Genomic DNA, 25,509 nt, shown 5'->3' with positions numbered 1-25,509 from the left:
AGCGTGGGCCGCGCTCACGGGCGCGTGCCCCATTCTCGCAGTTCCAGCGTGCCATCGGCGCCGTGGGCGATGAGGCCGTATCCGCCGGTCGGCAGCTTCATCGTCGGCAGCGCGCGCGCGGCCTGCGCCAGCGCCGGATCGGCGAGGAGGGCAAAGCGCGCCGCGCCGTTGCTGGTGACGAGCAGGGTCGGCCCATCGTCGGGCTTGGACTGGGCGAAAAGGACGCGCCAGGCGGCCTTGCGAGTTTCGGGCTCGACGTTCCAGTCGGGCGGGACAACCGCCTCGCGGTCCCAGGCGGCCCGGGCATCGGCGCCGATCCGCGCGCGGATGGCGTCTTCGGTGGCGTCTTCGTCGGGGCCGTGGTCGATCTCGCGCAGAAACTCGGCGTTGCGGGGGAGGGCAGGCGCGCCCTCCTGTTGGCTGAGAATGGCGGCCGCGCTTTGGCGGGTGCGGGCGAGAGGAGAGACGAAGGCGCGGCGAAAGGTGAGGCCAAGCGCGGCAAAGTGCGCGCCCAGCGCCTCGGCCTGCGCGATGCCTTTTGCCGTGAGCGGCAGGTCGGTGCGCGCGCCGATGCGGCGCGGGGTTTCCCCCGCTTCGAAGGTGTTGCCATGACGGACGATAATGAACATGTCCCTTTGCGCCTAACGTCTTGTGCGCGCGGCGCAAGTTGCTTCAGTCCTGGGCCGGTTCGGGCTCGGAGTGGGCGGCCGATGCGGGGAGGGGCGGGAAAGGGTCGCCGAGCCGGGCAATGGCCTCTTCGGCGAGCGCCAGGTCCTGCGGCGTGTCGATGCCCGAGAGAGCATGGCGGGGCGGCTCGACCGCATGGGTGGCGATGCTCCACCCGTTTTCCAGAAAGCGCAGTTGTTCGAGGCCTTCCAGGGCCTCGTAGGTGCCTTGCGGGGCCTGCGCGAACCAGTCGAGCGCCTTGCGGGTATAGGCATAGAGCCCCAGGTGCTGCCAGACCGGTGACATCGGCGAGGCGGCGCGCAGGGCGTCTTCGTCGCGAAGGGCGGGGAGGATCGATTTGGAGAACCACAGCGCCCGGCCCTTCGCATCGCGCACGCAGGTGGTGCCGCTGAAGGGGGCGGTTTCCTTGTGCGCGCGCAGCCGGTCGAGGCGCTCCCAGTCGAGGCGGTAGACGGGGGTGGCGACGTCTGCATCGCCTTCGCGCAAGGTCCGGATCAGCCCGGCGATGGTGGCAGGCGGGATGAACGGGGCATCGCCCTGCAGGTTGATGACGCGCCGGGGCGGCGTGTCCTGCAGCTGCGCCGCCGCGGCGGCACGCGCCGAGCCGGAGTTGAGCTCGGGCGCGGTCAGGACGACCTGCGCGCCCAGCGTCTGGGCGTGGGCGGCGATGCGGGCATCGTCGGTGGCGACGACGACACGGCAATTTCCGGCCAGGCGGGCTGCGGCTCCCGCGCTGGCCAGCACGCGTTCGAGCAGCGTGCGACCGGCAATTTCAAGCAAGGGCTTTCCGGGCAGGCGTGTCGAGCCGTAGCGGGCGGGCACGACGATGAGGTCGTCGCCCGCCGCCGATGCCGGAAACAACGCGCCAGGCTCGGTCATGCCCACCTGATCAGGTCCGCTCGACACCGAGCTTGACGATGTCGTGCATGTGGATGATGCCGACCAGCTTCTCGAGCTGCGTGACGAAGAGCACCGAGACCGCGCTCTCGTTCATCAGGGCGAGGGCTTCGCTGCACAGGCGCGAAGCGTCGATCGTCACCGGGCTGTGCGACATGTGCGCGGCGATTTCCTCGTTGAGATCGTGGACCGCGATGCAGCGCCGCAGATCGCCATCGGTGAAGGCCCCGACCAAGCGGTCCTGGGCATCGACCACGGCGGTGCAGCCATAGCGCTTGCGGTTCATCTCGATGGTGGCGCCGATGATGGTGGCCGTGGTCGCAACCTTGGGGACCGAATCGCCGATGCCCATGACATCGCCGACCGTGGCCAGCTGCGCGCCAAGCCGTCCGCCGGGATGGAACATGCGAAAGTCGTTGGAGGAGAACCCGCGCGCTTCGATGAGGGCGACGGCGAGGGCATCACCCAGCACGAGTTGCAGCGTGGTCGAGGAGGTGGGCGCCAGTTCATTTGGACAGGCCTCGCGCACACGCGGCAGCGCGAGGCAGATGTCCGCCGCGCGGCCCGCGGTGCTGTCCGGGAAGGCCGTCGCCACGACCAGCGTCACCCCGTAGATGCGGCAGAAGTGGAAGATGTCGTCGAGTTCGCGCGTCTCGCCCGACCAGGTGATCGCAAGGACGACGTCCTTGGGCGAGATGACGCCAAGGTCACCATGGCTGGCCTCCCCGGGGTGGAGATAGAGTGCAGAGGTGCCCGTCGAGCGCATCGTCGCCGCGATCTTGCGTGCGACATGTCCGCTCTTGCCCATGCCGGTGATCACGACGCGTCCCGTCGTGTTGGAGAAGGCGTGGATGGCCTTTTCCAGGGCCGCACCCAGATCCGGGTTGGCGAGGGCGTTCTTGAGTGCGATGAGGCCTTCCATCTCGATATCGAGTGTTTTCATCGCAGACAGGGTGTGCCGAGACGGCACGACATTGTTCTTCATATGCCGCAGCAACTCTTCATTTCTGTAATTTGCCATGACTTGTCTGCAAACTGTTGGAAATTTGCGTCGACATGGGGGCAATTGCCTCGATCGGAATTCTTCTTCAAAGGGAGAGACGTAAACAATCCTCTTCGGCCTTGAACGCCCGAAGTGCAAGTTTACAATCGTTAATCTGGTGCAGATTTTTCGCGCCTTGCGAACAGGTTAGATATGATCCTTTGTGGACATAAAATTACGGCAGGAAGCCCGCTCTTCGTCATTGCAGGACCCTGCGTCATCGAGAGCGAGGCCCATACGCTGGCGGTGGCCGAGACGCTCGCCACGGTTGCGAAGCAGCTCGATATCCTCATCATTTTCAAGAGTTCCTTTGACAAGGCGAATCGCAGTTCCGATGCCTCGTACCGGGGGCCGGGGCTCGAGGAAGGCCTGCGCATCCTCGAGAAGGTGCGCGGCGAGACCGGCCTGCCGGTGCTGACCGACGTCCACGAGCCGACCCAGGCCGCCCCTGTGGCTCAAGTCGTCGACGTACTCCAGACGCCCGCGTTCCTCGCTCGCCAGACCGATTTCATCGCGGCAGTTGCGGCCACGGGCAAGCCGGTCAACATCAAGAAGGCCCAGTTTATGGCGCCGGCCGACATGCAGCACGTGGTGACGAAGGCCCGCAATGCGGCGCTGGCCGCAGGCCATGATGGCGAGAACGTGATGCTGTGCGAACGCGGCACCTCGTTTGGCTACAACACGCTGGTTTCGGACATGCGCTGCCTGTCGATCATGGCCGAAACGGGGTGCCCGGTGGTGTTCGACGCCACCCATTCGGTGCAGCAGCCCGGTGGCCTCGGCACGCGTTCGGGCGGCCAGAGCCAGTACGTGCCGCTGCTCGCGCGCGCAGCGGTGGCGGCCGGGGTCTCGGGGGTGTTCATGGAGACCCATCCCGATCCTGCCAACGCGCTGTCGGACGGGCCCAATGCCCTGCCGCTCGACCGTTTCAAGCCCCTGGTGGCCAAGCTTCAGGCCATTGATGCGCTCGTCAAGGCGGATGAGGGCGCGGCCTGACAGGCCAGAACTCCCAGTCGCTCTCGAAGCGCAGCTGGAAGCCCGGAGCCCGGTCCGTCAGGGGCGCGAAGAGGCCCAGTTCGATGGCCGGGCCATCCTTGCCCAGGCCCACGATCAGGACGGGGCCAGCAAAATGGCCGCCCGCGCCTTCGCCGATAAAGCTGCCGCCAGCTTCAAGACCGAGCAGGACGCGCCCGCCCAGATCGCGGTCGGCGCGCAGGGCCCAGAAAAGCCCGACATCGTCCCACGCGCCCGGCTCGGTCGATAGGATGGCGTTGGCAGCAATGTCGAAGGGCCCCTCGCGCACTTCGGCGATGAAGAAGGTTTCAGAGCCCAGGGCGCCGCTCGTGCTGTCGATCTCAAGCGAAGGCTGGATGCCAAGACCCACGCGCGCCTCATCGGGATCGAGCAGGGTCCAGGTGGCCTGCAGTCCGATGGTCGTAAGTTCCAGCCCGGTGCCGTGGACACGCTGCGAGCCGAACTCGATACCCAGTTGCCATCGCTCGGAAACGGCGTGTTCGAAGGTGGTCTTGAACAGGTCGCCGTGCGGCTCGGCGCGGCGCACGATGATGAGCTGGGTCTCCACCTCTGTCTCGCCCGGCTCGGCGTCGAGCCGCTCGATCTGGTCGACCTGTCCGTCTTCGGCGTGCGCGGGCATGCCCGTGCAGATGGCAGCGCAGAGGGCCAGCGCGCCCCCCGCGCACCGGGAGGCCATTTCAGGCGGCCAGGTTGGACGCGCGGGGCAGGAGCCGGGTCTCGGGCTGGGGGGCCGGACGGCCATAGAGATAACCCTGCCCGACATCGCATCCAAAACCGAGAAGGTCAGCCTCGTTCTCGATCGATTCCACCCCTTCCACTGTGACGCGTAGCCCCAGGTTGTGCGCCATCGCAGTGATCGTGCGCACGATCGTCTGCGAGGCCGGGTTCTGGGCAAGGTCGGTGATGAACGAACGGTCGATCTTGAGCTTGTCGAAATGGAATTCGCTGAGGTGACGCAGCGGGGAATAGCCCGTGCCAAAGTCGTCCAGCGCCATCTGGATCCCCAGTTCCTTGAACTGCGCGATGACGACGCGGGCGCGTTCGAGATTGGAGACAAAGGCGCTCTCGGTGATCTCGATGTCGAGCTGGTCGGGCGAAAAGCCAGTCTCCTCCAGCACCTGACGGGTGCGTTCGACCAGCGTGTCGTCCTCGAACTGGATCGGCGAGAGATTGATGGCAAGGCGTGTCGCAGGCGGCCAGGACCGGGCGGCGGCGCGGCGCAGCATGGCAAAGTAGATATCGCCGATGAGGCCGCAGTCCTCGGCAATCGGGATGAACTCGTCGGGCAGGCGCAGGGAGCCGTCGGGAAGGCGCCAGCGGGCGAGGACCTCGTAGCCGTTGATGCAGCCCTCTGTCAGCGAGACGAGGGGCTGGAAGTAGGGCTCGATACGGTCCTCGGCCAGCGCCTGGCGCAAGTCCCGTTCGATCTGGGCGCGGCGGAAGGCGGCGAATTCCATGCCTTCCTCGAAGAAGGCAAAACCGTTGAGGCCCTTGCCCTTGCAGCGGTACATCGCCGCATCGGCGCGGGCGAGCACCTGGTCGGGGGTAAGCCCGGGCCGGTCGACCAGTGTGACCCCGATGGACGCGCCGACCAGCGAGGAGCCGTGGTCGAAGACGAAGGGGCGGGCAAAGCTCTCCGAGATCGTCTCGACGCGGTGGATCAACTCGTCCTGGCGCGCGGGGCCCTGGAGCAGCACCACGAATTCATCGCCTCCCAGACGCGCGACGAGGGCCTCAGGGCCGCCCGTCTCGCGCAGGCGGGCGCCGGTGTCGAGCAGCAGACGGTCGCCCGCTGCATGGCCGTAGAGATCGTTGATCGACTTGAAGCGGTTGACGTCGACGAGCAGCACCGCGACCGGCGCGTCCGGGGTTGCCTTCTCCAGCGCACGGCCGATCTCCTGTTCGGCGTGGCGGCGGTTGGGCAGACCCGTCAGCGGGTCGTGGCGGGCAAGTGCATGGGCCTTTTCCTCGGCCTCGATCCGCCGGGCCAGCTCGGTGCGCGCTTCGGCAAGCCGGCGCCAGGCGAAGATGCCCATGGCTATCGGCATGACCATGAGCACGGTGAGGCCCTCGTCGATTTCGAGGTCTTCGTGGCGGTCGGAGAAGTCGACGATATACTCGAAGGCCTCCGCGCCGATGAACACGGCGAGCAGAACGAGCGCCAGTCCGAAGATTACGGCGGCGTCGCGCGTGGTCGGGCTGGACGTGAAGGACAGGTGCATCGCGGCCTCGTGGTGAGACCGATGCGGATAGAGCTTGCGTGTTTAAGGTCTGGTGGGAGGGCCCCTTCGCGCATTTACATAGGCGGGACGAGTCCGAGCATATCGCGCGCCTCACAGGGGCTGGCGATCTCCAGCCCCAGCTCTGTGGCGATGCCCCGGGTGCGGGCGACCAGCTGTTCGTTGGTGGCAAGCTCGCCGCGCCGGTATTAGAGGTTGTCCTCCAGCCCCACGCGCACTTGGCCGCCCAGCAGCATGGCCTGCGTGGTGGCGGGAAGCTGCGCGGGGCCGATGGCCGAAACGCAGAAGATCGATTGCGGCGGCAGCGCGGTGATCATGGCGGCGAGGATATCGTGACTGTAGGGCATGGCGCCCTGGAAGCCCTTGTCCGCGCCCAGCACCATGTTGATGTAATAGGGAGGCTTGTCGTAGCCCTTTTCGAGCATGCGCTTGACCAGCGTTTCGCAGCGGCTCGGCGGGGTGACGACGACGATCTCCTTGCCGCCGTGCACGTCGCAGAAGGTCATGCCGTCGAAGGTCGCCATCTCGGCGCCCGCCTCGCAGCCCTTGAGCCGCTCTTCAAAGTCGCTTTCGTAGAGACCGTCACCGCGTTCGATAAGCATGTCGCCGTTCGATCCGTCACCGGTCGAGTTGTTGATGATAATGTCGCACTCGGCGCGGATGCGCTGGTTGATATCACGGTAGATGGCATCGTTGCAGGTGGCACCGTCGTCCGGCCTGCGGGGGTGGAGCGCGGCGATGGCCCGGACCAATTGGCAGGGCGAAGCGGTTTTTGCGGCAGACGTATGCGCGCCGGGGCTGGGCCGCTGGACGCCGGTCAGGGCGCGCGGTTCAGCGCTCGCCGCCGGTCGGAGGGGGCGTAAGCTGTCCGGCCGGATCGTAGCCGCCATCGTCGGGGGAGGGGGCCGGGATCGGGTCGAACGCGGCGTCGGTGGCGTTCGACGTGTCGGGCGCCTCGCTGCGCGGCGAGCACCCGGCGCAGCCCACGCCCAGCGCGATCAGCGCGGCAAGGGCGGTGTGGCCAGGGCGATAGGGACGGGCGGTAATCCTGTAAGGCATGGGAAAGTGTCTCCTCTACGTCTTCGGGGAACGCGGCCGCGTTGCGGGGGCCGCGCGGACCCCCATTGTCGCGCATTTGGCCCCTTGGAGGCAAATCCACCCGTTCGGACAGCCCGGGGCCCGCCCGCAACGCCTGCAAGGCTCAGCTGTCGATGGCGTGCAGAGGCAGCATGGCCGCGCCCAGCGTGACCGGCGATTCGTCGAGCCGCGACACCTCCAGCGGCGGGCGGCGCGCGTCGATCATGGTGGCAAGCGGGGCCTCGCACAGCCGCGCGTGGAGCCCTTCGAGGAGCGGGCGCGGCAGGGTCCCGGCCAGCACGATGGCGCCCGGATCGAACCAGGCAAAGGCGGTGCTGACGAGGATTTCCAACTGCTGCGCGGCGCGGTCCATCCAGCGCGCAATGACCGGGGCCTGTTGGGACGAGGCCGGATCGATGTCGTCGAGCGAGACCAGCGCGATGCCCTCGGCGCGCAGCATTCCCAGCAGGTCGAGCGGGGAAGGGCGCGGTGCGTCGAGGGGGTAGAGGCAGCCGATCTCGCCCGCCGCGCCGTGCTGGCCGCGCAAGGGGACGCCGTCCACGATCAGTCCCGCGCCGATGCCGAACCCCAGAAGCAGCACGGCAAGATGCGACATTTCGCGCACGCGCCCTGCCGCGTAGAATTCGGCGAGCGCGGCGCAGTTGGCGTCGTTCTCCAGCCAGATCGGCCAGTTGAATTCGGCCGCCAGCAACGCCTTGAGCGGTACGTCGCGCCAGCCCGGCAGCGAATCGACGGCCTGCCAGTGCGTTGCCTCGCGGGTCATCGGGGGGCCGGGGACGGCCACGCCGATGCCCAGCATCCGCCGTCCCAGGAGCCCGTGTTCCTCGACCAGTTCGTGCACCAGCTTGCGCACGCGGTGGGCAAAGGCCTGCGGCGTCATCGGCGCGACGGTCGCGTGGTGGCGGGCGATGGGGTTTCCGGCGAAGTCGACCAGCGCCAGTTCGAGAATGCCCTTGTGCGCGTTCGCCCCCACCGCGAAGCCGCCCTCGGCCGCGATGGCGAGCGGGACGGCGGGGCGGCCGCGTCCCGCCGCAGTGCCTTCGGGGCGTTCATGGAGCAGGCCAAGCGCGAGAAGCTCGCGCGAGAGCTTGGTGAGGTAGGCCGCGCTGAAGTCGAGCGCCTGGGCCAGCTGGGTGCGCGAGGCGGGCCCGGTACGCCGCAGCTGGTCGATCAGCCGGCGCTGATCCTTGTCGAGGCCATGTCCGTTCATCGCCGCGTCTCCCTGCCGTCGCGCGTGTGGAGAGTCGCGGAATAGTCATATTTTTTTATTTTTCAAAAATATTTAAATGGGTCACAAAGCGCCGTCAGAGGGCCCCTCGTCACCGCGCGCCACCTGCGCTGCGGCTTGCGAAAACTCGAGGGGTATATGCTGAAAACTGTTCTCGTGCGTAGCACTGCGCTCGCCGCCTTGTGCGCCGGCCTGTCGGCCGGCATCTGCGCGCCTGCGCTGGCCCAGACCGCGCCACTCGCCACGGCCGATGCGGCGGCCACCGGCGCGGTCCAGAGCGGCTCGGACACGATCATCGTCACCGGCTCGACGCGTGCGGAACGCCGCTTTGATGTTTCCTACGCGGTCAACACGCTGGACGATGAGGAAATCGCCAGGATCGCGCCGGTCAACCTCGCCGATCTGGTGGGCCAGGTCCCGGGCTTCCAGACCGAGATCACCGGCGGCGAGGTCCAGAACATCTACCGCGTGCGTGGCCTTCCCAGCGATGGTGTCACCAGCTTCCAGCAGGACGGCCTGACCGTCTTCCACGAAAACGACGGCTACTTCTGGCGCGGCGATGCGGCGATCAAGTACGACCTGATGACCGAGCGCGTCGAAGTCGTGCGCGGCGGCCCCGCGCCGATCTACGCAAGCCGTTCGGGCGCGATCGTCAACCAGATCACGGTGACGGGCAGCGACGTCTCGCGCGGCAAGGCGCAGGTGACGCTGGGCGACACCGGTCTCTACCGGCTTGACGCCATGCAGTCGGGCCCGCTGGGCGAAGACACCTATTACGCCATCGGCGGTTTTCTGCGCCACCACGAGGGCTACCGCGACAACGGCTTCCCCAACGACCGGGGCGGGCAGGTGCGCGCCAACATCAAGCACGATTTCGATAACGGTTCGGTCAAGGTCACGGCGAACTACGTGAACGACCACAATGTCTTCTACCTGCCGATCCCGATTTCGGACCCGCGCGATCCCTCGGTCTCGCTCGATCCCTATATCGACTACTTCAAGGGCACGATGAACTCGCCCGCGTTCCGCAACGTGAACCTGCGCTACCAGGACGGGAACGGGAACCTCCAGAGCCGCACCGGCGACCTCGCCGATGGCCGCCATATGCGCCTGTTCAACCTGGGCGCACAGTACGAAGCCGACTTCGACGGATGGCTGGTCTCGGCCAAGGCCGGGTACACGCAGGGCAAGCTGGATTTCGATGCGTTCTATTCGACCACCAACCCGGCCGATGCGGACGAATTTGCGGCCGGTTACGCGGACCGCGCGAGCGCGGCCTGGGGCGCTCCGGCCTCGCTCGGCTATGTGCTGGCAGGCACGAACACGGCCTACGACCCTTACGGCGATTCTGGCCTGGTCATGCAGGGGCAGTACCGCAACGTCGCGTCCAAGTTCTACTCCGCGCAGGGTGACCTCTCGGTGGCCAAGCGCTTCGACACGGGCATCGGCAGCCACGACCTGAAAGTGGGCGTCTACGCCAGCGCCTATGGCGAGGACAAGTTCCAGCTCTACCAGAACTACCTGATCCAGGTGGCCGGCCAGCCCGCGACGCTCGACCTTGTGGCTTACGATGCGCAAGGCGGCGTGATGGGCCGGGTGACCGACAACGGTGCGCTCAACGTGGCGGCCACGCTCAATGCAGGCGACAGCGACGGCACCGTCATCGCCGTCTACGCCAACGACACCTGGGAACTGGCGCCGGGCCTGCGCATCGATGCGGGTATCCGTCACGAGCGCTACAGCTTCGATGGCTGGGCCGCGAACACCGTCCAGGTGGACCTGGGCGACGATACGACGCTGGCCGACGACACCACCCGCGCCTTTGACGGCACCATCGTCAATGGCCGCCTGTCGCCCAACGCAACCAACTGGACGGTGGGCGCGAACTACGATTTCTCCTCGCAGGTGGGCGTTTACGGGCGCGCCTCGCACATGGAAACGCCCAACAACGTGCAGGTGGCGATGTCGATCAATCCGACCATCGCGACCACCAAGATCGACCAGTTCGAGGCCGGGCTCAAGCTCGCCTTCGGGCAGTCCTATCTTTATGTCACGGGCTTCTACACCAACTACGATCCCTACAACGCCTCGTTCCTGGCCTTCGACCCGACTACGGGCCGCAACGACGTGAATGTTCCCTTCGTGGGCGAGGCACAGGTCAAGGGCATCGAGTTCGACGGTGCCTTCAAGCCGGTGCCCTGGTTCACGCTCAATGCCGCGCTGACCGTCAGCGACCCGCAGTACAAGAACTTCCAGAACACCAACGGCGCCGATCCCGAACTGGCCGAAGGCAAGCAGATCACTCGCCAGCCCAAGGTTTACGGCAACATCCGTCCCAGCTTCGACTTCCTGGCGGGCGAGACCGAGATCTCGCTCTACGGGCGCTATACCTACCAGTCCAAGCGCTACGTCGACATCTACAACAATACCGCGCTGCCGGCCTTCGGCACCGTGGGCGCGGGCGTGACAGTGCGCCATGGGCGCTGGTCGGCGCAGGTCGTGGGCGACAACCTGTTCAACGAGAAGGGCCTGACCGAGGGCAACACCCGCACCGACTCGATCAGCGGGCAGGGCAGCGCCGAGGCCATCTACGGCCGCCCGATTTTCGGGCGCAACGTGCGCCTCGTTCTCGGCGTGGAGTGGTAAGGGTGGCCAGGATGGCCCATCTCGCCCTGGCGCTGACCTGTGCCTCGGCGCTTGCCGGAGCCGCCCCGTTCGCAACTGTTCCGGCACACGCCGGGACAGTTCGCGCCGGGGTGGTCCGGGATCTTCTGAGCGAGCGCCTGTCGCAGCGCCTCTTTCCGCTGCTGGGCCATTCCGACGCCGTGATCGCGGCGGCGCGCGAGCCGTCGCTCGGCAAAGTCCTCGCCGAGCGCGCGGCGCGCCGGGACAGCTGCGCGGGCGACCTTGTGTGTCTTGCCTACATGCAGGTCTGGAGCGAAGCGGAGATCGCGACCACCGCGCGTGTCCTCGCCGCAAAGCTCGAAAGCGATGCGCCCGGCGTATTCGACGATGGCGTGGCCGCGCAGGTGCGCCGCGAGCTCGATGGGGTGAACACGATCATCCGCACCTATGGCTTGGGTGCACGTCCGGTCTATCACGAGATCGACGGGGCGGGCGCGATCGATGCGCGCGAGCGCGACGTTCGCCTGCAGGGGGCAGATGGGATGGCGCGCGTGCGCCGCGCAGGTTCGGCGCAAGACTTCGACCCCAGCCTGGAATTCGCGATTGCCCTTATGGATTCCAGCGATCGCACCGATGCCATCGGTTACGAGCCCATCGCCAAGGGGCTCAACGCGCCCGCCATGGCGCGGGCGCGGGGCTTTGACTGGTCGGCCTTTGCCTATCCCGCGATGATCCTCACCGGGATCGGCCCCGAGGTCGAGGGGCAGCCGCTCAGTCCTGTGGGCAAGTACCACCTGCGCGTTGCGGCCACCAGGTTCGCGCAAGGGGACATCGGCTTCATCGTCATTTCGGGCGGTCGCGCGCATCCGCGCGAGACCCGTTTTGCCGAGGCCGAGGAAATGCGCCGCGCGCTTGTCGATCGCTACGCGATCCCGCCCGAAGCCATCGTCATCGAGCCCTATGCCCGCCACACGACGACAAACCTGCGCAACGCCACGCGCCGCCTTGCCATGCTGGGCGCCCCGCTGGCGAGGACCATGCTGATCGTCAGCAACGAGGACCAGAGCGCTTATATCGAAAGCGCCGGGTTTACGCAGCGCAACACCGATGAGCTTGGCTACCAGCCCGGCCGGGTGGGGCGTCGCCTTTCGCCCACGGCGCTCGAATTCACCCCGTCGCTTCGTTCGCTGCGGGTGGACCCACGCGACCCGCTCGATCCTTGAGGAGATCTTTCCGATGATGCGCAAACGCACCCTTGCCGCGCTGGCGGTTTCGTCCGCGCTGGTTCTGCAGGCTCCGACTGCCCACGCCTGGGGCAAGCGTGGTCACGAGATGATCGACCGCGCTGCGCTGGAGGCGATCCCCGCCGACGGCCCGGTTTTCCTCCAGGATTATGAGGACTACATCGCCGCCTCGGCGGGCTATCCCGATGCCTGGCGCGGGAACGACGAGGGCTTCTCCAAGATCGCCGAAGACCCCAACCATGGCTGGTTTCGCGAGCAGTTCGCCTTCCTCGATCCGATCCCGCGTTCGCGCTACGAATTCGTGCTGGCGCTTTTCAAGCAGCGCGAGGCGATCAAGGACAGCGATCCGGCCGCAGCCGCGCGCACTAACGTGCGCTGGACCGGCACGCTGCCCTACGCTGCCATGGAAACCTACGAGCGGCTGATCGTGTGCATGCGCCAGGTGCGCGCGGCGCGGGCGAGCGGGGGCGATGCCTCGGTGCCTGAACGGCACTGCGCATTCCACGCGATCCGCCTGGGTCACTACATCGGCGACGGGGGCAACCCGATGCACGATTCCGTCCATGCCGATGGTTGGCTGGGGGATAACCCGAAGGGCTATACCACCAGCAGGTCGGTGCATGCCCGCTTCGAGAGCCGCTTCGTCGATGCGATGAACCTGAGCGCCGCGGATGTCACCGCGCAAATGCCCGCCAGGGCACATGGCGAAGGTGACATGTTCGACGCCGTCCTCGCCTACCTCAATGCGGCGGGCGACAAGGTCGGCTATGTCTACGAGTTGGAGAAGCGCGATCAGTTCGGCGACTTTTCCGATGCTGATGTGCGTGATCTGATCCTCACCCAGACAGGTTCGGCCGCCGCGATGCTGCGCGACATGCTGTGCCGCGCCTGGGAAGAGAGCGCACAGGACCCGGCCAAGGTCGATCCCTCGCCCATCGACTTTGCCAATCCGGCCTTCAATCCGGAAACGGGAAGTGCGCCTGCGGGAATTTAGGGAGCTTCGCCTCTCGTGCGCGACATTGGCCAAGAGAGGTGAGGTCGCCCGGTGACGGGGTCAAGGTGTGATGACCCCTTGCCTTCCCTTTACGGTTTCCCTGCCCGCCAGGCCAGCGCGCGCCGGATCCGGGCGTGGCGGGCATGGCCCAGCCTCACCCGCCTCAACACCGCAATGACGGAGAGACTGCCCGCGGCGGGCAGCGCAAGGCCAAGCGCCAGGATCGTGCCGCGCACGGCGGGGCTGGCGGCGTCTCCGGGGCTGTATCCGGCAAGGTCGAGGAGAAGGCCAAGGCAGGCCGTCGAGGCCGCGCCGCTCGCCTTGATGGCGACGAGGAAGATCGCGAAGAGCCCGGCCTCGAAGCGGCGCCGGTACTGCCATTCGAGCGCGTCGACGACATCGGCGAGCAGGCTCCAGGGGAGCATGTAGATCGCGGTCTGGCCAAAGCCCATTACCAGCGCGCTGGCGAGGAGGGGGAGCGAAGCGCCCATCGGAAAGGCGATGCCGGTCAGCGCGAAGAGGGCAAGGCCGACAAGGCAGGTCGCGTGGCCCAGCATCAGGAGGCGGGTGCCGTCGACGCGCGCGGTAAGCGCGGTCCAGACGGCGACACCGGCGAACTGGCCGATCGTGATCGCGGTGAGGATACCTGCGACCAGCCCGGGCGCGGCGAGCACGTGCTCGCCCATGTAGAGCAGCATACGCTCGAAGGCGGGTGAGGCGAAGCCGGTCAGCGCGGCAAGGGCGAGCATGGCAAGGACCAGTGGTGCGCGCAGCGGCACGCGCAAGCCGTCGCGGGATTGCGATGCGCGGGGGGCAGCGCGGCTATCCGCCGTGCCCGGCGCGCAGCGCGCGCTCGCGATCATGGTCGCGGTGAAGACGAGCCCGACGAGCCCGCCTGCGAGCGCGAGCCGGGTATGGTCGCCGCTCGGGCCGGCCGCCTGCACGATGGGGGTGAGGACAAGGGCGATGGTAAGCGAGGAGCAGGACGAGAACAGGCGGCGATATCCCGAGACGCGGGCACGCACCCGGCTGTCGCCGCTGACCCTGGTCATCAGGGCGTTGTGGGGTACGTCGATCACCGCGTAGGCCCCGCGAAAGAGCACCAGCACCAGCGCCATCGCGGCCAGGGGAAGGGCGCCTGCAAACACCTGCGTTGCGAGGAAGGGCAGAGCGTAGACACCTGCAAAGGCGAGGCCGCAGGGGGCGGCTCCCGCCACGATCAGCCAGCGGTAGCTGCGCCCGCACGCCTGCATGGCCATGACGATGCGCGCGGCGAGCAGGTCAAAGACGAGATCGCCCACCAGCACCAGCAGCATAAGCCCGCCCGCCGTGGCCGCGCGCAGCCCCAGAAGCTCGGTGAGCAGGAAGAGGAACGTGATTTCGGCGCCCGAGAAGGTGATGTTCTTGCCGAAATTGCCTGCCGCGTAGGCGAGGAGGCGTGCCTCCCCCGTGGCGGTCCGTTGCCTTCGATGCTCCGCGAACCAGGGAAGGCGCGACCGGGTGAGAGCGTGGGCGTGTGACATGGCGTGGCCCTTAGCCCATGTCTCTTACGGTTGTGCGAAACGCGCCGGCCCGGTGAACCCAAGGGCGGTGGCCCTCGGGTTCATGGCTTCACATTTCGTGGCTCAACTATCCTGGCTCAACGCGGCTTTCCCAGCACGGCGAGGCTTTGCCAGAAGGCGCCGTGGTCGCGGGCATCGGTGCCGTCGGTGAACGCCGGCTCGGCAAAGCCCAGTTCGCGCGCCCAGAGGCGAATCCAGTCGCGGTGAAGGAAGCTGTCGAGAACGCTCGACCAGCCCTTCGCGGCAAAGTTGGCGGTGCGGGTGTGGAAGACCTGGTGGTGGCCCGGATCCTCGAACTCGAGAAAGGAGAAGATCACCTTGCCGCCCGGCTTCAGGGCTCGGTGCATGTCGCGCAGGTAGAGGTAGCACTCCTCAGGATAGAGGTGCGTGAAGACCGACCACAGGAACACGATGTCCTGCGTGCCGTCTGGCGCGGCAATGGTGAGGTCGCGGTGGACAAGGGCGCGGTAGTCCGGGCAGCGGGCTTTCACGTGGGCAACCAGCGGGGCAACGATGTCCGCGCCGGTGTAGTCACCCTGCCAGCCTGCGCGCTGCAGCGCCATCGCGGTGCGCCCGCAGCCACAGCCCAGGTCATAGATCGCCATGCCATCCGTAAGCCCATGGTGGCGCAGGACGTCTACCTGCAAATCCCCCTGCCGCGCGAAGTCCTCAGGTCCCGAGGAACCGATTGCGCCGATCAGGGCGCGTTCAAGGTCTCCTGGATACTTCTTACGTTCACGTGCAATGATCGTGTTGTAGGAATGTACAAAATGCCAGCGGTTTGCGCGGATGAGCAGTTTTTGAATGAGACTCATGGGTCTCCCGAACAGAAATCGTAGAACGAATTTCGGGGTATAGGCCGGGGTGCAAGGCGAGATCGAGGAAAATCTGAGTGCTCGCCCGGCACTAGAGGCAGGTTATGCACATGCGAAGCCTGCGGGTCTTGTCTTGCCGGGTAATCGTACTACCGGGTGGGAGCGATGTTGACAGGTGTCCATTTGGTGCAAGTGGCGCGCAGCTGCGCCGGGCGCGCGCTGTTGCGCGTGGCGGTGCATGGCGATGCGCTGCGCCGGCACCCTCTGGCTTGGGTGCGGGCCGCCTGGTGGCGCCTTCTGGGCAAGCGGCTGCGCGCGCGGGCGCAGATGGCGCCGCTGCTGGGCACCTCGCCGCGCGCCTATCGTCTCTGGCTGAGCCAGGGCGCTGGCACCGTGCCGCAGATCGCCCTGGCGCAGGATGCTCCGCGGATCAAGGCGCTGGTCGTCGAGGGCGAGGGGCTTACGGAGACTCTCGACAGCCTCGCGCGGGAGAATGTGCAGGCCCGCTCCGTTGCGGTCCAATCGCCTCCGTTGTGGACCGATTTTGCCGAACAGGATGCGGAGGGCTTCGTCTGGCTCCTTCCCCTTCGCGCGGGCGATGTCCTCGCGCCGGGCGCTGGCGCGCTGTACCGTGCGGCCGCACAGGCGGCCTTGCCGCTTACACGCATCGTCTATGCCGACGACGACTTGCGCGATCCGCGCGGACAGCGGCATACCCCCCATTTCAAGCCGGATTGGAACGCGGAGCTTTTCGCGCACCACGACTACCTGAGCGGTGCCTCGCTGCTTCGCGTCGAGGCGCAAGACTTAGCCGATCTTCCGGCCCAGAACTGGATTGCTAGTCTGGTCGGCCGCGCGCTCGCGGCACAAGGCGGAGCTGCGCCGCAGCATCTGCGCCACATCCTGCACCACCGCCGCGCGCGCCCCGAGCCGCGCCGCCCGCTGGATGCGTCCACGCGGCCGGAGACGCCGGAGGGGGGCTGGCCACAGGTCAGCGTCATCGTGCCCACGCGCAACCGGGTCGATCTCTTGCGCACCTGCCTTGAAGGCCTGCGCGCCACCGACTATCCCGGCGCGCTGGACGTGCTGGTCATCGATAACGGCAGCGACGATCCGGCAACGCTGGAGTACCTCTCGCGGCTCGACCCTGCCTTCGCGCGCGTACTGGCCTATCCCGGCCCGTTCAACTTTGCCGCGATGAACAACCGCGCGCTGGAGGAAGCGGGCGGCGAACTGGTCTGTTTCCTCAACAATGACATCGAGATGCGCGATCCCCACTGGCTTGCGGTGATGGCGCGCCAGGCGCTGCGGCCCGAGGTGGGCGCGGTGGGCGCTCGCCTGCTCTATCCCGACGGGCGTATCCAGCACGCGGGTGTCGTTATCGGCATCGGCGGCGGGGCAGCCCATGCCCATCGTCTGCTGGACCCGGATGAGACCGGCTACTTCGCCCGCCACGCGCTGCCCCAGTTCGTCTCGGCCGTGACCGCAGCCTGTCTGGTGGTTCGGCGCGACAAGGTCCTGGCGGTGGGTGGCTTCGACGCCGCGAATTTCGCTGTTGCCTTCAACGATGTCGACCTGTGCCTGAAGCTGAACGCGCAAGGCTGGCAGTCCTTCTACGAGCCGCGCGCGACGCTGGTGCACCACGAATCGGTGTCACGCGGGCTGGACCGCGACCCGGTCGGCGCGGCGCGTCTGGCCGGTGAACTGGCTGCGCTCAAGGCGCGCTGGGGAACAGGCGGCGCGCAGGGGCAGGTCGCCGCGCTTGGCGAGGCGGTGGATCCGTTCCACCACCCCGCACTCAGCCCCTATTCCGAACGCTTTGCGGTGCGGCTTTAAGATGAAACGTTTTTGCGCCAATGGGCTGATGCCCCCCGCTCCCGCGACGATGCTCGCACTGCCGCAGGTGACCTTGTGTGCGGTCAGCTCGGTCAACGTGGCTGCAACCATCCGCGCGCTTGAACTCTCGATGGCCCAGATCACTTTCGGCGAGGTCCTGCTCTTCACCGACGTCGACGTGCCCGTTCTATTTCCCGAAGCCGATCCCGCGATCCGGGTCGTCCCGATCGCGCGGCTGACGTCCTCGGCCGCCTACTCAGCTTTCCTCCTGGAACGTCTGGCCGAGTACGTTACGACCTCGCATTGCCTTGTCACGCAGTGGGACGGGCATGTCATTGACGCGCGCCGCTGGCGCCCGGAGTTCCTTAAGTACGATTACGTAGGCGCGAGCTGGCCGCAGTTTGGCGACGGGCATGATGTCGGCAACGGCGGCTTTTCGCTGCGCAGCCGTGCGCTGCTGGAGGCGTGCCGCTCCCCCGATTTCAACGCACATCATCCCGAGGACGTGGCGATCGGACGGACGAACCGGGCGCGACTTGAAGAGCGGGGCCTGCGTTTTGCGCCGCGCGGTCAGGCCGATGCCTTCGCGGCCGAACGCGCGGGTGATCCGGCGGACAGCTTCGGTTACCACGGTGTGTTCCTGATGCCCGAAGTGCTGGGTCTGGAGGATTTCTGGCAGGTGTACCGCTCGCTGGATGAAAGATCGAGCCTGCGTCCGGATTTCCGGGATCTGCTTTATGCGACAAGCCGTGGGCATCGTCCCTTGCTGCGGGCCTTGCACATGATATGGATGCGCGGCCGCGATGCGGTGGCAAAGAGGACGCTACGTAAGTCCGGGTAACTGCGCTGTTCCGCCATTTTCCTTTGTCTCGTGCGCCGCTGGCTTTTGCACCGCTCTGTGCGTCTGTGAAGCAACCCGGACTTGCCGAGATGGGAAGTCTAATTCAGATAAAAGACCATGCATTACGACAATGATCTTCAACGACTGGCCGATGACGTGGGCTCGGACAAGGGGCCTGGCCTGATGGCGAAGGTCCGTGAGTGGCTGAAAAGCTGGCGCTGGTTCTGCCTGTTCGTCGTAGCCCCGACGCTGCTGGCCACGGTCTACTATGGCCTGATTGCCTCGGACATCTATGTCTCGGAGTCGCACTTTGTTATCAAGGCGCCTGACCGGCGCTCGACGTCGATGTCGTCGTTCAGTAGCTTCATGCAGAGCGCCGGGCTGGGCGGAGGCCAAGAACAGAACAGCGAAATCCTGGGTTATCTGCGCTCGCGCGATGCGCTGACCGATATCTCGCGCACGATCAATGTGCGCGAGATCTACTCCGCGCCCGAGGCGGACTGGTTGAGTTCCTTTCCGCAGCCATTCCACGAGGGCAATTTCGAGGATCTGTACAATTTCTACAACGAAATGGTTTTCGTGGGCGCAGAGCCGGAGACCGGCCTGACCGTGCTGCGCGTACAGGCCTTCCGTCCGGAAGACGCGCAAGAGCTCAACAAGGGGTTGCTCGGTCTGGGTGAAAAGCTGGTGAACCGGCTGAATGAGCGGATCCGTTCCAAGGCCATCGCGGAAGCGCAGACCCGCGTCGAGGAGGCCCAGGCGCGCGTGCGCAAGGCCCGGGTGGAGCTCGCGGCCTACCGAAATCGCGCCGAGCTCCTCAATCCCGAGCAGCAGGGCATGGGCGTCCTTTCGGTCTCCAACGGACTGATCGCGCAGGAGGCCTCCCTTCGCGCCAAGCTGGCCGAAGTCGAGCGGGCCGCGCCCAATCACCCTTCGATTCCGGCGATGCGCGAACGCGTGGCCGCACTTTCGCGCGAGGTGGCGCAGCAGACCGGCCGGGCGGTCGGGACGCCCGGGGGCATCGCCTCGAAGATGAGCGGCTACGAGAGCCTGGTTGTCGAGCAGGAGTTCGCAACGCAGGTCCTCACCGCCGCCAACGCCTCGCTTGAGGAAGCGCGCGCCGAGGCCGTGCGCCAGCAGTACTACCTGGAACGCGTGGTCGAACCCAACCTGCCCGATGACGCGGGCCTTCCTCATCGCCTGCGCAGCATCCTAGCTGTGCTGTTCGCGTGCCTGTGTCTCTATCTGGTGGGCTGGATGCTGGTCGTCGGTATCCTTGAACACGCGCCAGACGATTGAGGACGCAAGGCAGCATGGGACGCTTCACGCAGGCTTTGCGAGTCCAGGTGAAAGTGATCAAGGCGCTGATGATCCGTGAACTGGTGACACGGTTCGGGCGTGAGAACATCGGCTTTCTATGGATCATGGCCGAGCCCTTGATGTTCGCCTCGATGGTCGGCCTGGCCTGGTCGATCCTCAAGGGCCCCCAGAACCACGGCGTCGGGGTCATTCCCTTCGTGGTGAGCGGCTATATTCCGCTCACCTTCATGCGCCATTCCTTCGCGCAATCCGCGAAGATCTTCGTGGCCAACAGCGCGCTGCTTTATCACCGCCAGATCAAGGTGCTCGACTTCATCTTCGTACGTGTCTCGCTGGAGGCAATCGGGGCCATGATGGCCTATCTTTTCGGGGGCACGGTCCTGCTGTTCTTCGGGTATTTCCCGGTTCCCGCCGATGTGGGTATGCTCATCCTGGGCTGGGCGATCTACGTTGGCTTCGTGCTGTCGGTGTGCCTTGTTCTGGCGCCCTTGTCCGAAGTGTCCGAAGTCGTCGAGAAGATCATTCCGGTCAGCGTCTACCTTGCGATACCCTTCTCCGGGGTCTTCAATATGGCGGCCTGGTTGCCCGTGACCTTGCGCGATTATCTCATGTGGTCGCCGTTCGTGACCGGGATGGAACTCATGCGGGCAGGGCTGTTTGGTGACGCGGTTCTACCGTACTACGATATTCCCAAAGCCCTGACGGTGACCTTTGCCTGTCTCGTGGCGGGACTTGTCCTGTGCCGCCGGGTTCGCCGCATGGTGGCGGTCTCATGATCTATTGCCGCAACGTCCATAAGGAATATCGCAGCGGACGGGTCAGCAAGTCGGTCCTGCGCGGGGTCGACTTCGAGATCAATCCGCGCGATCGCATCGGCGTGCTGGGCCGCAACGGCGCGGGAAAGTCGACCCTGATCCGGTTGATCGGCGGTGTCGAGATGCCGACCCAGGGCAAGATCGTGCGCAAGATGACCTGCTCGTGGCCGCTGGGTTTCAACGGCGGCTTTCAGGGCAGCCTCACGGGCCTCGACAACGCCCGCTTCATTGCCCGGATCTACGACAAGCCCTACCGGGAAATGCGCGATTTCATCGAGGAATTTACCGAATTGGGCGGGCAGCTGCGCATGCCGGTCAAGACCTATTCCTCGGGTATGCGCGCGCGCCTGGCCTTCGCGCTCTCGCTCGCGATCGAGTTCGAGTGCTACTTGATCGACGAGGTCATCATGGTGGGCGACCAGTCCTTCCAGAAAAAGTGCGAGGCGGCCTTCTTCCGCGAGCGCGACGACCGTGCACTGCTGCTGGCGTCGCACAACACCTCGATGGTCAAGAAGTACTGCAACCGCGCGATTGTCCTGAACGAGGGGGTGGCCACCATGTACGAGGATGTGGGCAAGGCGTTGAAAATCTACGCCGAATTCTAAGATCCAGGTTCTATCTGCAGTCCGATAGCCGCCAGCACGCACGGATCCTTGCGGTCCGGAACGGAGAGAGAGACGAATGAAGTTGAAAGGGTTCCGGAGTCGCAGGTTCGGTCCAGGTGCGCGCAGCAATCCAGGTATCGCGGCCGAACATATCGCGCTGTGCCTTCCGTATTTCGATCTCGAATTCTACCGGAATGCGAGCGGAAACGACGAGCACAACATGCACGAGGCTCTGGCCCACTATCTCCTTGCGGGATGGCGCGAAGGGCTTGATCCGTCCGAGGCCTTTTCAACCCTGGGCTACCTTGGGCTCTATCCCGATGTGGCCGAGGCGCAGATGAACCCGCTGCTGCACTACGTGCTGCACGGCGTCCACGAGAATCGACGCACACAGGCCTATGCCGAGGGGTATGACGGCTGGATCGAGTTGCTTTCGGGCAGCCATATCAGCGGGTGGGCGGCGAACAAGGCCCGCCGCGGCGAGGTCCTGACCCTGCGCCTGCTGATCGATGGCGAATTCTTCGCGGAAATGCGCACCGAGGGGCGACGTCCGGACCTCGACAAGCAAGGCCATACGGCGGGGCAGGGGGGCTTTGCGCTGGACCTGCCGCTCTATCTCATGAACCCGGGGCCGGTCGAAGTGGCCGTCGCGTTTCCCGACGGCACGCGCATCGAGGGGCAGATCACGATTGCGGAGCCTGCGGGCGAGCGGATCGGGAGGAGCCCTTCGGTCTTTGCTGAGGCTACGCCCGGACACGTCAAGGTCGTGGTTCCGATCTACAATGCGCTGGAGGATGTGCGCACCTGCATCGCGCGGTTGCGGGCCTTTACCCCGGACCAGGTCGAGGTGCTCCTGATCGACGACTGCTCGCCCGATCCGGCCATTGGCGAACTGCTGGCCACGCTCGCCGACGAGCCGCGCTTCCAGGTTCTGCGCAATGCGCAGAACCTGGGTTTCACCCGCACCGTCAATCGGGGGCTCGAGGAAACGGGCAGGGCCGATGTCATCATCCTCAATTCGGATGCGCGCGTCACCCCGGGCTGGATCGAGGGTATGTATGCTGCGGCGACCTCGCGCGATCAGGTCGCGACGGTCACGGCGATGTCGGACCGCGCCGGTGCGTTCTCGGCGCCGAACATCGGCAACGACAACCCGCTGCCGCCGGGCATCGATGAAGCCACCTTCGCACGCGCCTTCCGGCGCCGCAGCCTGCGCGTCTATCCCGAGGTTCCGACCGGCAACGGCTTTTGCATGTACATCCGCCGCGCCGCGGTCGACGCGCTTGGGCCTCTCGATGCCGAAGCGTTCCCGCGCGGCTATGGCGAGGAGAACGACTTCTGCATGCGCGCGATGCGCGCAGGCTGGTTCAACCTGATCGACGATGCCACTTACGTCTTCCACGACAGGTCCAAGAGCTTTGGCGAGGAAAAGAACGTCAACATGGCGGCGGGGCGCCAGGTCGTCGATGCGCGCTACCCGGAATACAAGGCGCTGATCGGGACCTTCACGACCAGTGGCGCGATCGCGATGGCGCGCCATCGGGCCCGTCTGGCCTTGCGCGACTGCACCGGTGCGCAAGGTGTCCTGCCGCGCGCGCTGTTCGTTCTTTCCACCCGCACAGGGGGGACCCCGCAGACCAACGCGGATCTCATGGGGGCGCTCGAGGAGACCTTCGAGTGCTTCGTTCTGCGCTGCGATTCGCGCGAACTGGAACTCAGCCACTACCGCGAGGGCACGACGACAAGCCTGCGCAAACACCGCCTGGCGCAGCCAATAGAGCCGGTCACCCACCGTTCGAGCGAATACGACATGATCGTCGCGCAATGGATCGCCACGCTCGACCTTGATGTCATCCATATCCGCCATCTGGGCTGGCACAGTCTCAATCTGCCGCGCATCGCGAAGCGTTCGGGCGCCCGGGTGGTCTATTCGCTCCACGATTTCTACACGCTGTGCCCGAGCCTCAAGCTGCTCGATGAAAGCAACACCTTCTGCGGTGGCACCTGCACGGCCGGGACGGGCGCCTGCAAGGTTGAACTCTGGCAGGACCCTGCCATTCCTCCGCTCAAGAACGCCTGGGTCCATCACTGGCGTGCGCGCATGGCCGAAGCGATCGCCCACTGCGATGCGTTCGTTACGACGTCGCCCAGCGCACGCGACCGCGTTCTGAACGCGATGCCCTCGATCCCGGCCGAACACTTCCACGTCATTCCCCACGGGCGTGATTTCAATCGCTTCGAAAATCTCCAGCATTTGCCGAGCGGAGATAGCCCGGTGCGCATTTTGGTCCCGGGCAATATCGACAAGGCCAAGGGTCTCGATCTGATTGCGGGCTTGCTGGAACTCGACAAGCTTGGCCACTTCGAGTTCCACATCCTGGGGGGCGTCCACCTCTCGGCTCTCCAGGGCCCCAAGCCTGCCCGCATGCACCTCCACGGCCGCTATGACCGCGCCGATTTTGCGGACAAGGTCCGCAGGATCGCACCGCATTTCGGGGCGGTGTTCTCGGTCTGGGACGAGACGTACTGCCACACGCTCACCGAGATGTGGTCGGTAGGCCTGCCGGTGGTTGTCCTCGATTTTCCGACACTGCGGCGACGGATGGAGGACTGCGGCGCGGGTTGGGTCCTTGAGGATATGACATCCGAGGGGGTCTATGCGCGCCTCAGCGCGATTGCCGCAGACCGCGAGGAACTGATGGCAAAGGGACTTGCCGCGACCCGTTGGCAGGAGCGGCGCGGGACGGGCCAGTCGTGCCGACAGATGGCTTCGCGTTATCTCGACGTCTACCGCGGTGCGCCTGTTGGCGCTGAGATACCCAAGGTGGCGACGGTCTGTCCGGGCAGTCCGCGCCTGCGCGATGCCTTCCCGTCGACCGAGATCCGGGTGTGGGAGCGCACGCGCAACGCGCTCGACCGGCCGGTTGACTATGTTCGCTCCACGCCGGCCGGCCTCATCGCAAAGATGAGACTGCGCACAGTCTCCGGCGCAATCATCCAGCGCACGGCGATGCCCGCGGCGCTTGTCGACAGGTTCCTCGTGGCCGCGTCCGAGACGCAGACGCCCTTCCTGTTCGAGCTCGACGATGACCTGATGGCCGTTCCGGCGGACAAGGACACCAAGGGGTTCTATGCGGCCTATCGGCCCTACCTCGAGAAGCTGCTGCGCTCTGCACAGGGCGTGATCGTATCGACCCCGGCGCTGGCGGACGCGGTCCGGCCCTTCAACGCCGCGGTGCATATCGTGGAAAACCGGGTGTCCGGGCGGCTGTGGAGTGCCCTTCCCGCGCCGCGCCAGCGCTTTGAGCCGCGCCTTCTCTACATGGGCGGGCCGAGCCATCACGAGGACCTCGAATTCGCGCTCGAGGCGATCGCGCTCGCACGGGGCAAGATCCCCAACCTGCGGCTGACGCTGGTGGGGGGGACTTCGGCGGCGGATTTGCCCGAGTGGGTCGACACCCTCGCCGTCGAGGCACGCGAAAGGTCCTACCGGCACTTCGTGCCCTGGCTTTGCAGCCAGATCGCAGGCGAGGTCCTGGGCATCGCGCCGCTTCTCGACACCGCCTTCAACCGTTTCAAGTCGGATCTCAAGGTGCTCGACTACGGGGCGTTGGGCTTGCCGGTCCTTGCCTCGAAGGTGCAGAGTTATGCGACCTTCGAAGGCGCAGGGGCGCAGCCGGGCGTGACGCTGCTCGCCAACCGTGCCCAGGCCTGGGCGGACGAGATCGTGCGCCGCCTCAACCGGCCCGAGGATCTGCGCCGTGACGGCGCTGCGCTGCGGGAATGGACGTTCGCCAACCGCCGTGTCGAAGATGACCTGGCGCGTTATGACAGGCTTGTTCTGGACAGTTTGGCTCAGGCGGCACTGCCCGCCGGATAGGGCGGTGGGGCACTCTCGGGTGCCCCACCGCCCTGCGTTGAGTCACGCTCAGCGGGGGGTGGTTTCAGACAGCCTGCCGCTGCTTTGACCAATTTCGCCGCGTTCGAGATCCTCATAGATCTCGCAGTAGTACCGATAGCCCTCCGGATCACTTTGCCAGAGTGCCTGGAGCGGGGGATGGATGTCCCCAGCCTCGCCCCGTTCGAGCGCCCGCGCCTGATCGGCCTTGGGGCCGTGGAAGTGGACGATGGCCGCGTCCGCGTTGCGCCCCCAGTAGGGCCGCCAGTTGAGCGACCGGGGCATTTCGGTGAAGCGTTTGCGGTAGCGGCGATTGTAGCTCGCCTGATCGTGCGCCGGGTACTTGAAGTCGTTGAGCACGCGCGCGCGAATGGCCGCGACGAACGAAGCGTGATCGGCCCGCAATGCGGGCACGTTCATCACCATGACACCGTTGTTGAACATGATAGCCCCGTCGCGTTCCTCCGGGACGACGCCCAGTATATCGACGGGCTCTTTGAGTTCGGGATGCTTCAGGAAGATGACGTCGACGTCGGTATAGAGCACGAAGTCATCGCGGGTTTCGAGGATGGGGATATCCACCCGCAACCAGTGTCCGGAAAATATCCTGTACTTATTGCCATAGCCGACCTCGAGGGCATCCGCGAAGCTTGAGCGTGGCGGAGGACGGTCACGTTCAGAGACTCAAGCCAGGCGATCTGATCCGCATTGGACCCATTATAAATAC

20 protein-coding genes and 1 pseudogene are annotated in these 25,509 nt (G+C 66.0%); 10 read left to right on the top strand and 11 right to left on the bottom strand.

The window, feature by feature from the left end; all coding sequences use genetic code 11:
- Positions 1–14: 14 nt before the first annotated feature.
- The 3 genes from FMM79_RS01555 to FMM79_RS01545 are packed head-to-tail and all read right to left on the bottom strand — an operon-like array spanning position 15 to position 2,569.
- Entirely contained in the window at positions 15–629 is a 615-nt protein-coding gene (locus FMM79_RS01555) for a histidine phosphatase family protein (RefSeq protein ID WP_148625527.1), read from the bottom strand.
- A gap of 43 nt (positions 630–672) precedes the next feature.
- Positions 673–1,566 carry a 3-deoxy-manno-octulosonate cytidylyltransferase gene (locus tag FMM79_RS01550; protein ID WP_148625525.1) on the bottom strand — a complete coding sequence of 298 codons (894 nt, stop codon included), beginning with the start codon at positions 1,564–1,566 and terminating at the stop codon, positions 673–675.
- A gap of 10 nt (positions 1,567–1,576) precedes the next feature.
- Positions 1,577–2,569 carry an SIS domain-containing protein gene (locus FMM79_RS01545; RefSeq protein ID WP_148625523.1) on the bottom strand — a complete coding sequence of 331 codons (993 nt, stop codon included), beginning with the start codon at positions 2,567–2,569 and terminating at the stop codon, positions 1,577–1,579.
- Positions 2,570–2,779: 210 nt separating this feature from the next.
- Here FMM79_RS01545 and kdsA point away from each other — a divergent pair, with 210 nt between their 5' ends.
- Entirely contained in the window at positions 2,780–3,622 is an 843-nt protein-coding gene (gene kdsA / locus FMM79_RS01540) for a 3-deoxy-8-phosphooctulonate synthase (RefSeq protein WP_148625521.1), read from the top strand.
- Here kdsA and FMM79_RS01535 read toward each other — a convergent pair.
- The 5 genes and pseudogenes from FMM79_RS01535 to FMM79_RS01515 form a co-directional block, all read right to left on the bottom strand.
- Positions 3,597–4,280, bottom strand: a complete 684-nt coding sequence (locus FMM79_RS01535; RefSeq protein ID WP_148625519.1) for a hypothetical protein — start codon at positions 4,278–4,280, stop codon at positions 3,597–3,599. The two genes, kdsA and FMM79_RS01535, sit on opposite strands and share 26 nt — an antisense overlap.
- Before the next feature lie 58 nt (positions 4,281–4,338).
- On the bottom strand, positions 4,339–5,883 hold the full coding sequence (locus tag FMM79_RS01530) for a bifunctional diguanylate cyclase/phosphodiesterase (RefSeq protein WP_148625517.1): 1,545 nt from the start codon (positions 5,881–5,883) through the stop codon (positions 4,339–4,341).
- A gap of 74 nt (positions 5,884–5,957) precedes the next feature.
- Positions 5,958–6,653: pseudogene (locus FMM79_RS01525) on the bottom strand (3-keto-5-aminohexanoate cleavage protein).
- Positions 6,654–6,732: 79 nt separating this feature from the next.
- Positions 6,733–6,960, bottom strand: coding sequence for a hypothetical protein (locus FMM79_RS01520; RefSeq protein WP_148625515.1), 228 nt, complete (start codon positions 6,958–6,960; stop codon positions 6,733–6,735).
- A gap of 142 nt (positions 6,961–7,102) precedes the next feature.
- Positions 7,103–8,209 carry an ROK family transcriptional regulator gene (locus FMM79_RS01515; protein WP_148625513.1) on the bottom strand — a complete coding sequence of 369 codons (1,107 nt, stop codon included), beginning with the start codon at positions 8,207–8,209 and terminating at the stop codon, positions 7,103–7,105.
- Positions 8,210–8,365: 156 nt separating this feature from the next.
- On the opposite strand from FMM79_RS01515, the gene FMM79_RS01510 reads away from it, so the two are divergent.
- The 3 genes from FMM79_RS01510 to FMM79_RS21685 are packed head-to-tail and all read left to right on the top strand — an operon-like array spanning position 8,366 to position 13,090.
- Complete coding sequence (locus FMM79_RS01510) at positions 8,366–10,873, top strand: TonB-dependent receptor (protein WP_148625511.1); 2,508 nt, start codon at positions 8,366–8,368, stop codon at positions 10,871–10,873.
- A gap of 11 nt (positions 10,874–10,884) precedes the next feature.
- A complete protein-coding gene (locus tag FMM79_RS01505; RefSeq protein ID WP_148625509.1) occupies positions 10,885–12,075 on the top strand; it encodes a YdcF family protein in 1,191 nt (396 codons plus the stop codon).
- Between the two features lie 13 nt (positions 12,076–12,088).
- A complete protein-coding gene (locus FMM79_RS21685; protein WP_240338912.1) occupies positions 12,089–13,090 on the top strand; it encodes a nuclease in 1,002 nt (333 codons plus the stop codon).
- Positions 13,091–13,179: 89 nt separating this feature from the next.
- Here FMM79_RS21685 and FMM79_RS01500 read toward each other — a convergent pair whose 3' ends face one another.
- The gene (locus FMM79_RS01500) at positions 13,180–14,613 is read right to left on the bottom strand and encodes an MFS transporter (protein ID WP_240338911.1); all 1,434 of its coding nucleotides are present in this window, start codon (positions 14,611–14,613) and stop codon (positions 13,180–13,182) included.
- A gap of 116 nt (positions 14,614–14,729) precedes the next feature.
- Positions 14,730–15,467 (bottom strand): bifunctional 2-polyprenyl-6-hydroxyphenol methylase/3-demethylubiquinol 3-O-methyltransferase UbiG, encoded by a 738-nt coding sequence (locus FMM79_RS01495; RefSeq protein ID WP_148625507.1) that lies wholly within the window; start codon positions 15,465–15,467, stop codon positions 14,730–14,732.
- Positions 15,468–15,653: 186 nt separating this feature from the next.
- On the opposite strand from FMM79_RS01495, the gene FMM79_RS01490 reads away from it, so the two are divergent.
- The 6 genes from FMM79_RS01490 (at position 15,654) to FMM79_RS01465 (ending at position 24,764) form a co-directional block, all read left to right on the top strand.
- Positions 15,654–17,303, top strand: coding sequence for a glycosyltransferase family 2 protein (locus tag FMM79_RS01490; RefSeq protein ID WP_371710591.1), 1,650 nt, complete (start codon positions 15,654–15,656; stop codon positions 17,301–17,303).
- Between the two features lie 28 nt (positions 17,304–17,331).
- Positions 17,332–18,144 carry a DUF5672 family protein gene (locus FMM79_RS01485; RefSeq protein WP_148625503.1) on the top strand — a complete coding sequence of 271 codons (813 nt, stop codon included), beginning with the start codon at positions 17,332–17,334 and terminating at the stop codon, positions 18,142–18,144.
- Between the two features lie 117 nt (positions 18,145–18,261).
- A complete protein-coding gene (locus FMM79_RS01480; protein ID WP_148625501.1) occupies positions 18,262–19,443 on the top strand; it encodes a capsule biosynthesis protein in 1,182 nt (393 codons plus the stop codon).
- Positions 19,444–19,457: 14 nt separating this feature from the next.
- On the top strand, positions 19,458–20,240 hold the full coding sequence (locus FMM79_RS01475; protein ID WP_148625499.1) for an ABC transporter permease: 783 nt from the start codon (positions 19,458–19,460) through the stop codon (positions 20,238–20,240).
- Positions 20,237–20,884 (top strand): ABC transporter ATP-binding protein, encoded by a 648-nt coding sequence (locus FMM79_RS01470; protein ID WP_148625497.1) that lies wholly within the window; start codon positions 20,237–20,239, stop codon positions 20,882–20,884. The genes FMM79_RS01475 and FMM79_RS01470 overlap by 4 nt, the downstream gene beginning before the upstream one ends.
- A 76-nt stretch (positions 20,885–20,960) precedes the next feature.
- Positions 20,961–24,764 carry a glycosyltransferase gene (locus FMM79_RS01465; protein WP_148625495.1) on the top strand — a complete coding sequence of 1,268 codons (3,804 nt, stop codon included), beginning with the start codon at positions 20,961–20,963 and terminating at the stop codon, positions 24,762–24,764.
- Between the two features lie 48 nt (positions 24,765–24,812).
- Here FMM79_RS01465 and FMM79_RS01460 read toward each other — a convergent pair whose 3' ends face one another.
- The gene (locus FMM79_RS01460) at positions 24,813–25,364 is read right to left on the bottom strand and encodes a hypothetical protein (RefSeq protein ID WP_148625493.1); all 552 of its coding nucleotides are present in this window, start codon (positions 25,362–25,364) and stop codon (positions 24,813–24,815) included.
- Positions 25,365–25,509 lie beyond the last annotated feature (145 nt).

This window comes from Novosphingobium sp. BW1 (genome assembly GCF_008107685.1).
In the GTDB taxonomy this organism is placed as follows: Bacteria; Pseudomonadota; Alphaproteobacteria; order Sphingomonadales; family Sphingomonadaceae; genus Novosphingobium.
Note: the sequence above shows the minus strand (reverse complement) of the source record. Positions and strands in the feature narration are given on the sequence as shown.

Bases quoted from the DNA above. Each gene is read 5' to 3' on its own strand.
- FMM79_RS01555 (WP_148625527.1), bottom strand. From the start codon at position 629: ATGTTCATTATCGTCCGTCATGGCAACACCTTCGAAGCGGGGGAAACC.
- FMM79_RS01550 (WP_148625525.1), bottom strand. From the start codon at position 1,566: ATGACCGAGCCTGGCGCGTTGTTTCCGGCATCGGCGGCGGGCGACGAC.
- FMM79_RS01545 (WP_148625523.1), bottom strand. From the start codon at position 2,569: ATGAAGAACAATGTCGTGCCGTCTCGGCACACCCTGTCTGCGATGAAA.
- kdsA (WP_148625521.1), top strand. From the start codon at position 2,780: ATGATCCTTTGTGGACATAAAATTACGGCAGGAAGCCCGCTCTTCGTC.
- FMM79_RS01535 (WP_148625519.1), bottom strand. From the start codon at position 4,280: ATGCCCGCGCACGCCGAAGACGGACAGGTCGACCAGATCGAGCGGCTC.
- FMM79_RS01530 (WP_148625517.1), bottom strand. From the start codon at position 5,883: ATGCACCTGTCCTTCACGTCCAGCCCGACCACGCGCGACGCCGCCGTA.
- FMM79_RS01520 (WP_148625515.1), bottom strand. From the start codon at position 6,960: ATGCCTTACAGGATTACCGCCCGTCCCTATCGCCCTGGCCACACCGCC.
- FMM79_RS01515 (WP_148625513.1), bottom strand. From the start codon at position 8,209: ATGAACGGACATGGCCTCGACAAGGATCAGCGCCGGCTGATCGACCAG.
- FMM79_RS01510 (WP_148625511.1), top strand. From the start codon at position 8,366: ATGCTGAAAACTGTTCTCGTGCGTAGCACTGCGCTCGCCGCCTTGTGC.
- FMM79_RS01505 (WP_148625509.1), top strand. From the start codon at position 10,885: ATGGCCCATCTCGCCCTGGCGCTGACCTGTGCCTCGGCGCTTGCCGGA.
- FMM79_RS21685 (WP_240338912.1), top strand. From the start codon at position 12,089: ATGATGCGCAAACGCACCCTTGCCGCGCTGGCGGTTTCGTCCGCGCTG.
- FMM79_RS01500 (WP_240338911.1), bottom strand. From the start codon at position 14,613: ATGTCACACGCCCACGCTCTCACCCGGTCGCGCCTTCCCTGGTTCGCG.
- FMM79_RS01495 (WP_148625507.1), bottom strand. From the start codon at position 15,467: ATGAGTCTCATTCAAAAACTGCTCATCCGCGCAAACCGCTGGCATTTT.
- FMM79_RS01485 (WP_148625503.1), top strand. From the start codon at position 17,332: ATGCCCCCCGCTCCCGCGACGATGCTCGCACTGCCGCAGGTGACCTTG.
- FMM79_RS01480 (WP_148625501.1), top strand. From the start codon at position 18,262: ATGCATTACGACAATGATCTTCAACGACTGGCCGATGACGTGGGCTCG.
- FMM79_RS01475 (WP_148625499.1), top strand. From the start codon at position 19,458: ATGGGACGCTTCACGCAGGCTTTGCGAGTCCAGGTGAAAGTGATCAAG.
- FMM79_RS01470 (WP_148625497.1), top strand. From the start codon at position 20,237: ATGATCTATTGCCGCAACGTCCATAAGGAATATCGCAGCGGACGGGTC.
- FMM79_RS01465 (WP_148625495.1), top strand. From the start codon at position 20,961: ATGAAGTTGAAAGGGTTCCGGAGTCGCAGGTTCGGTCCAGGTGCGCGC.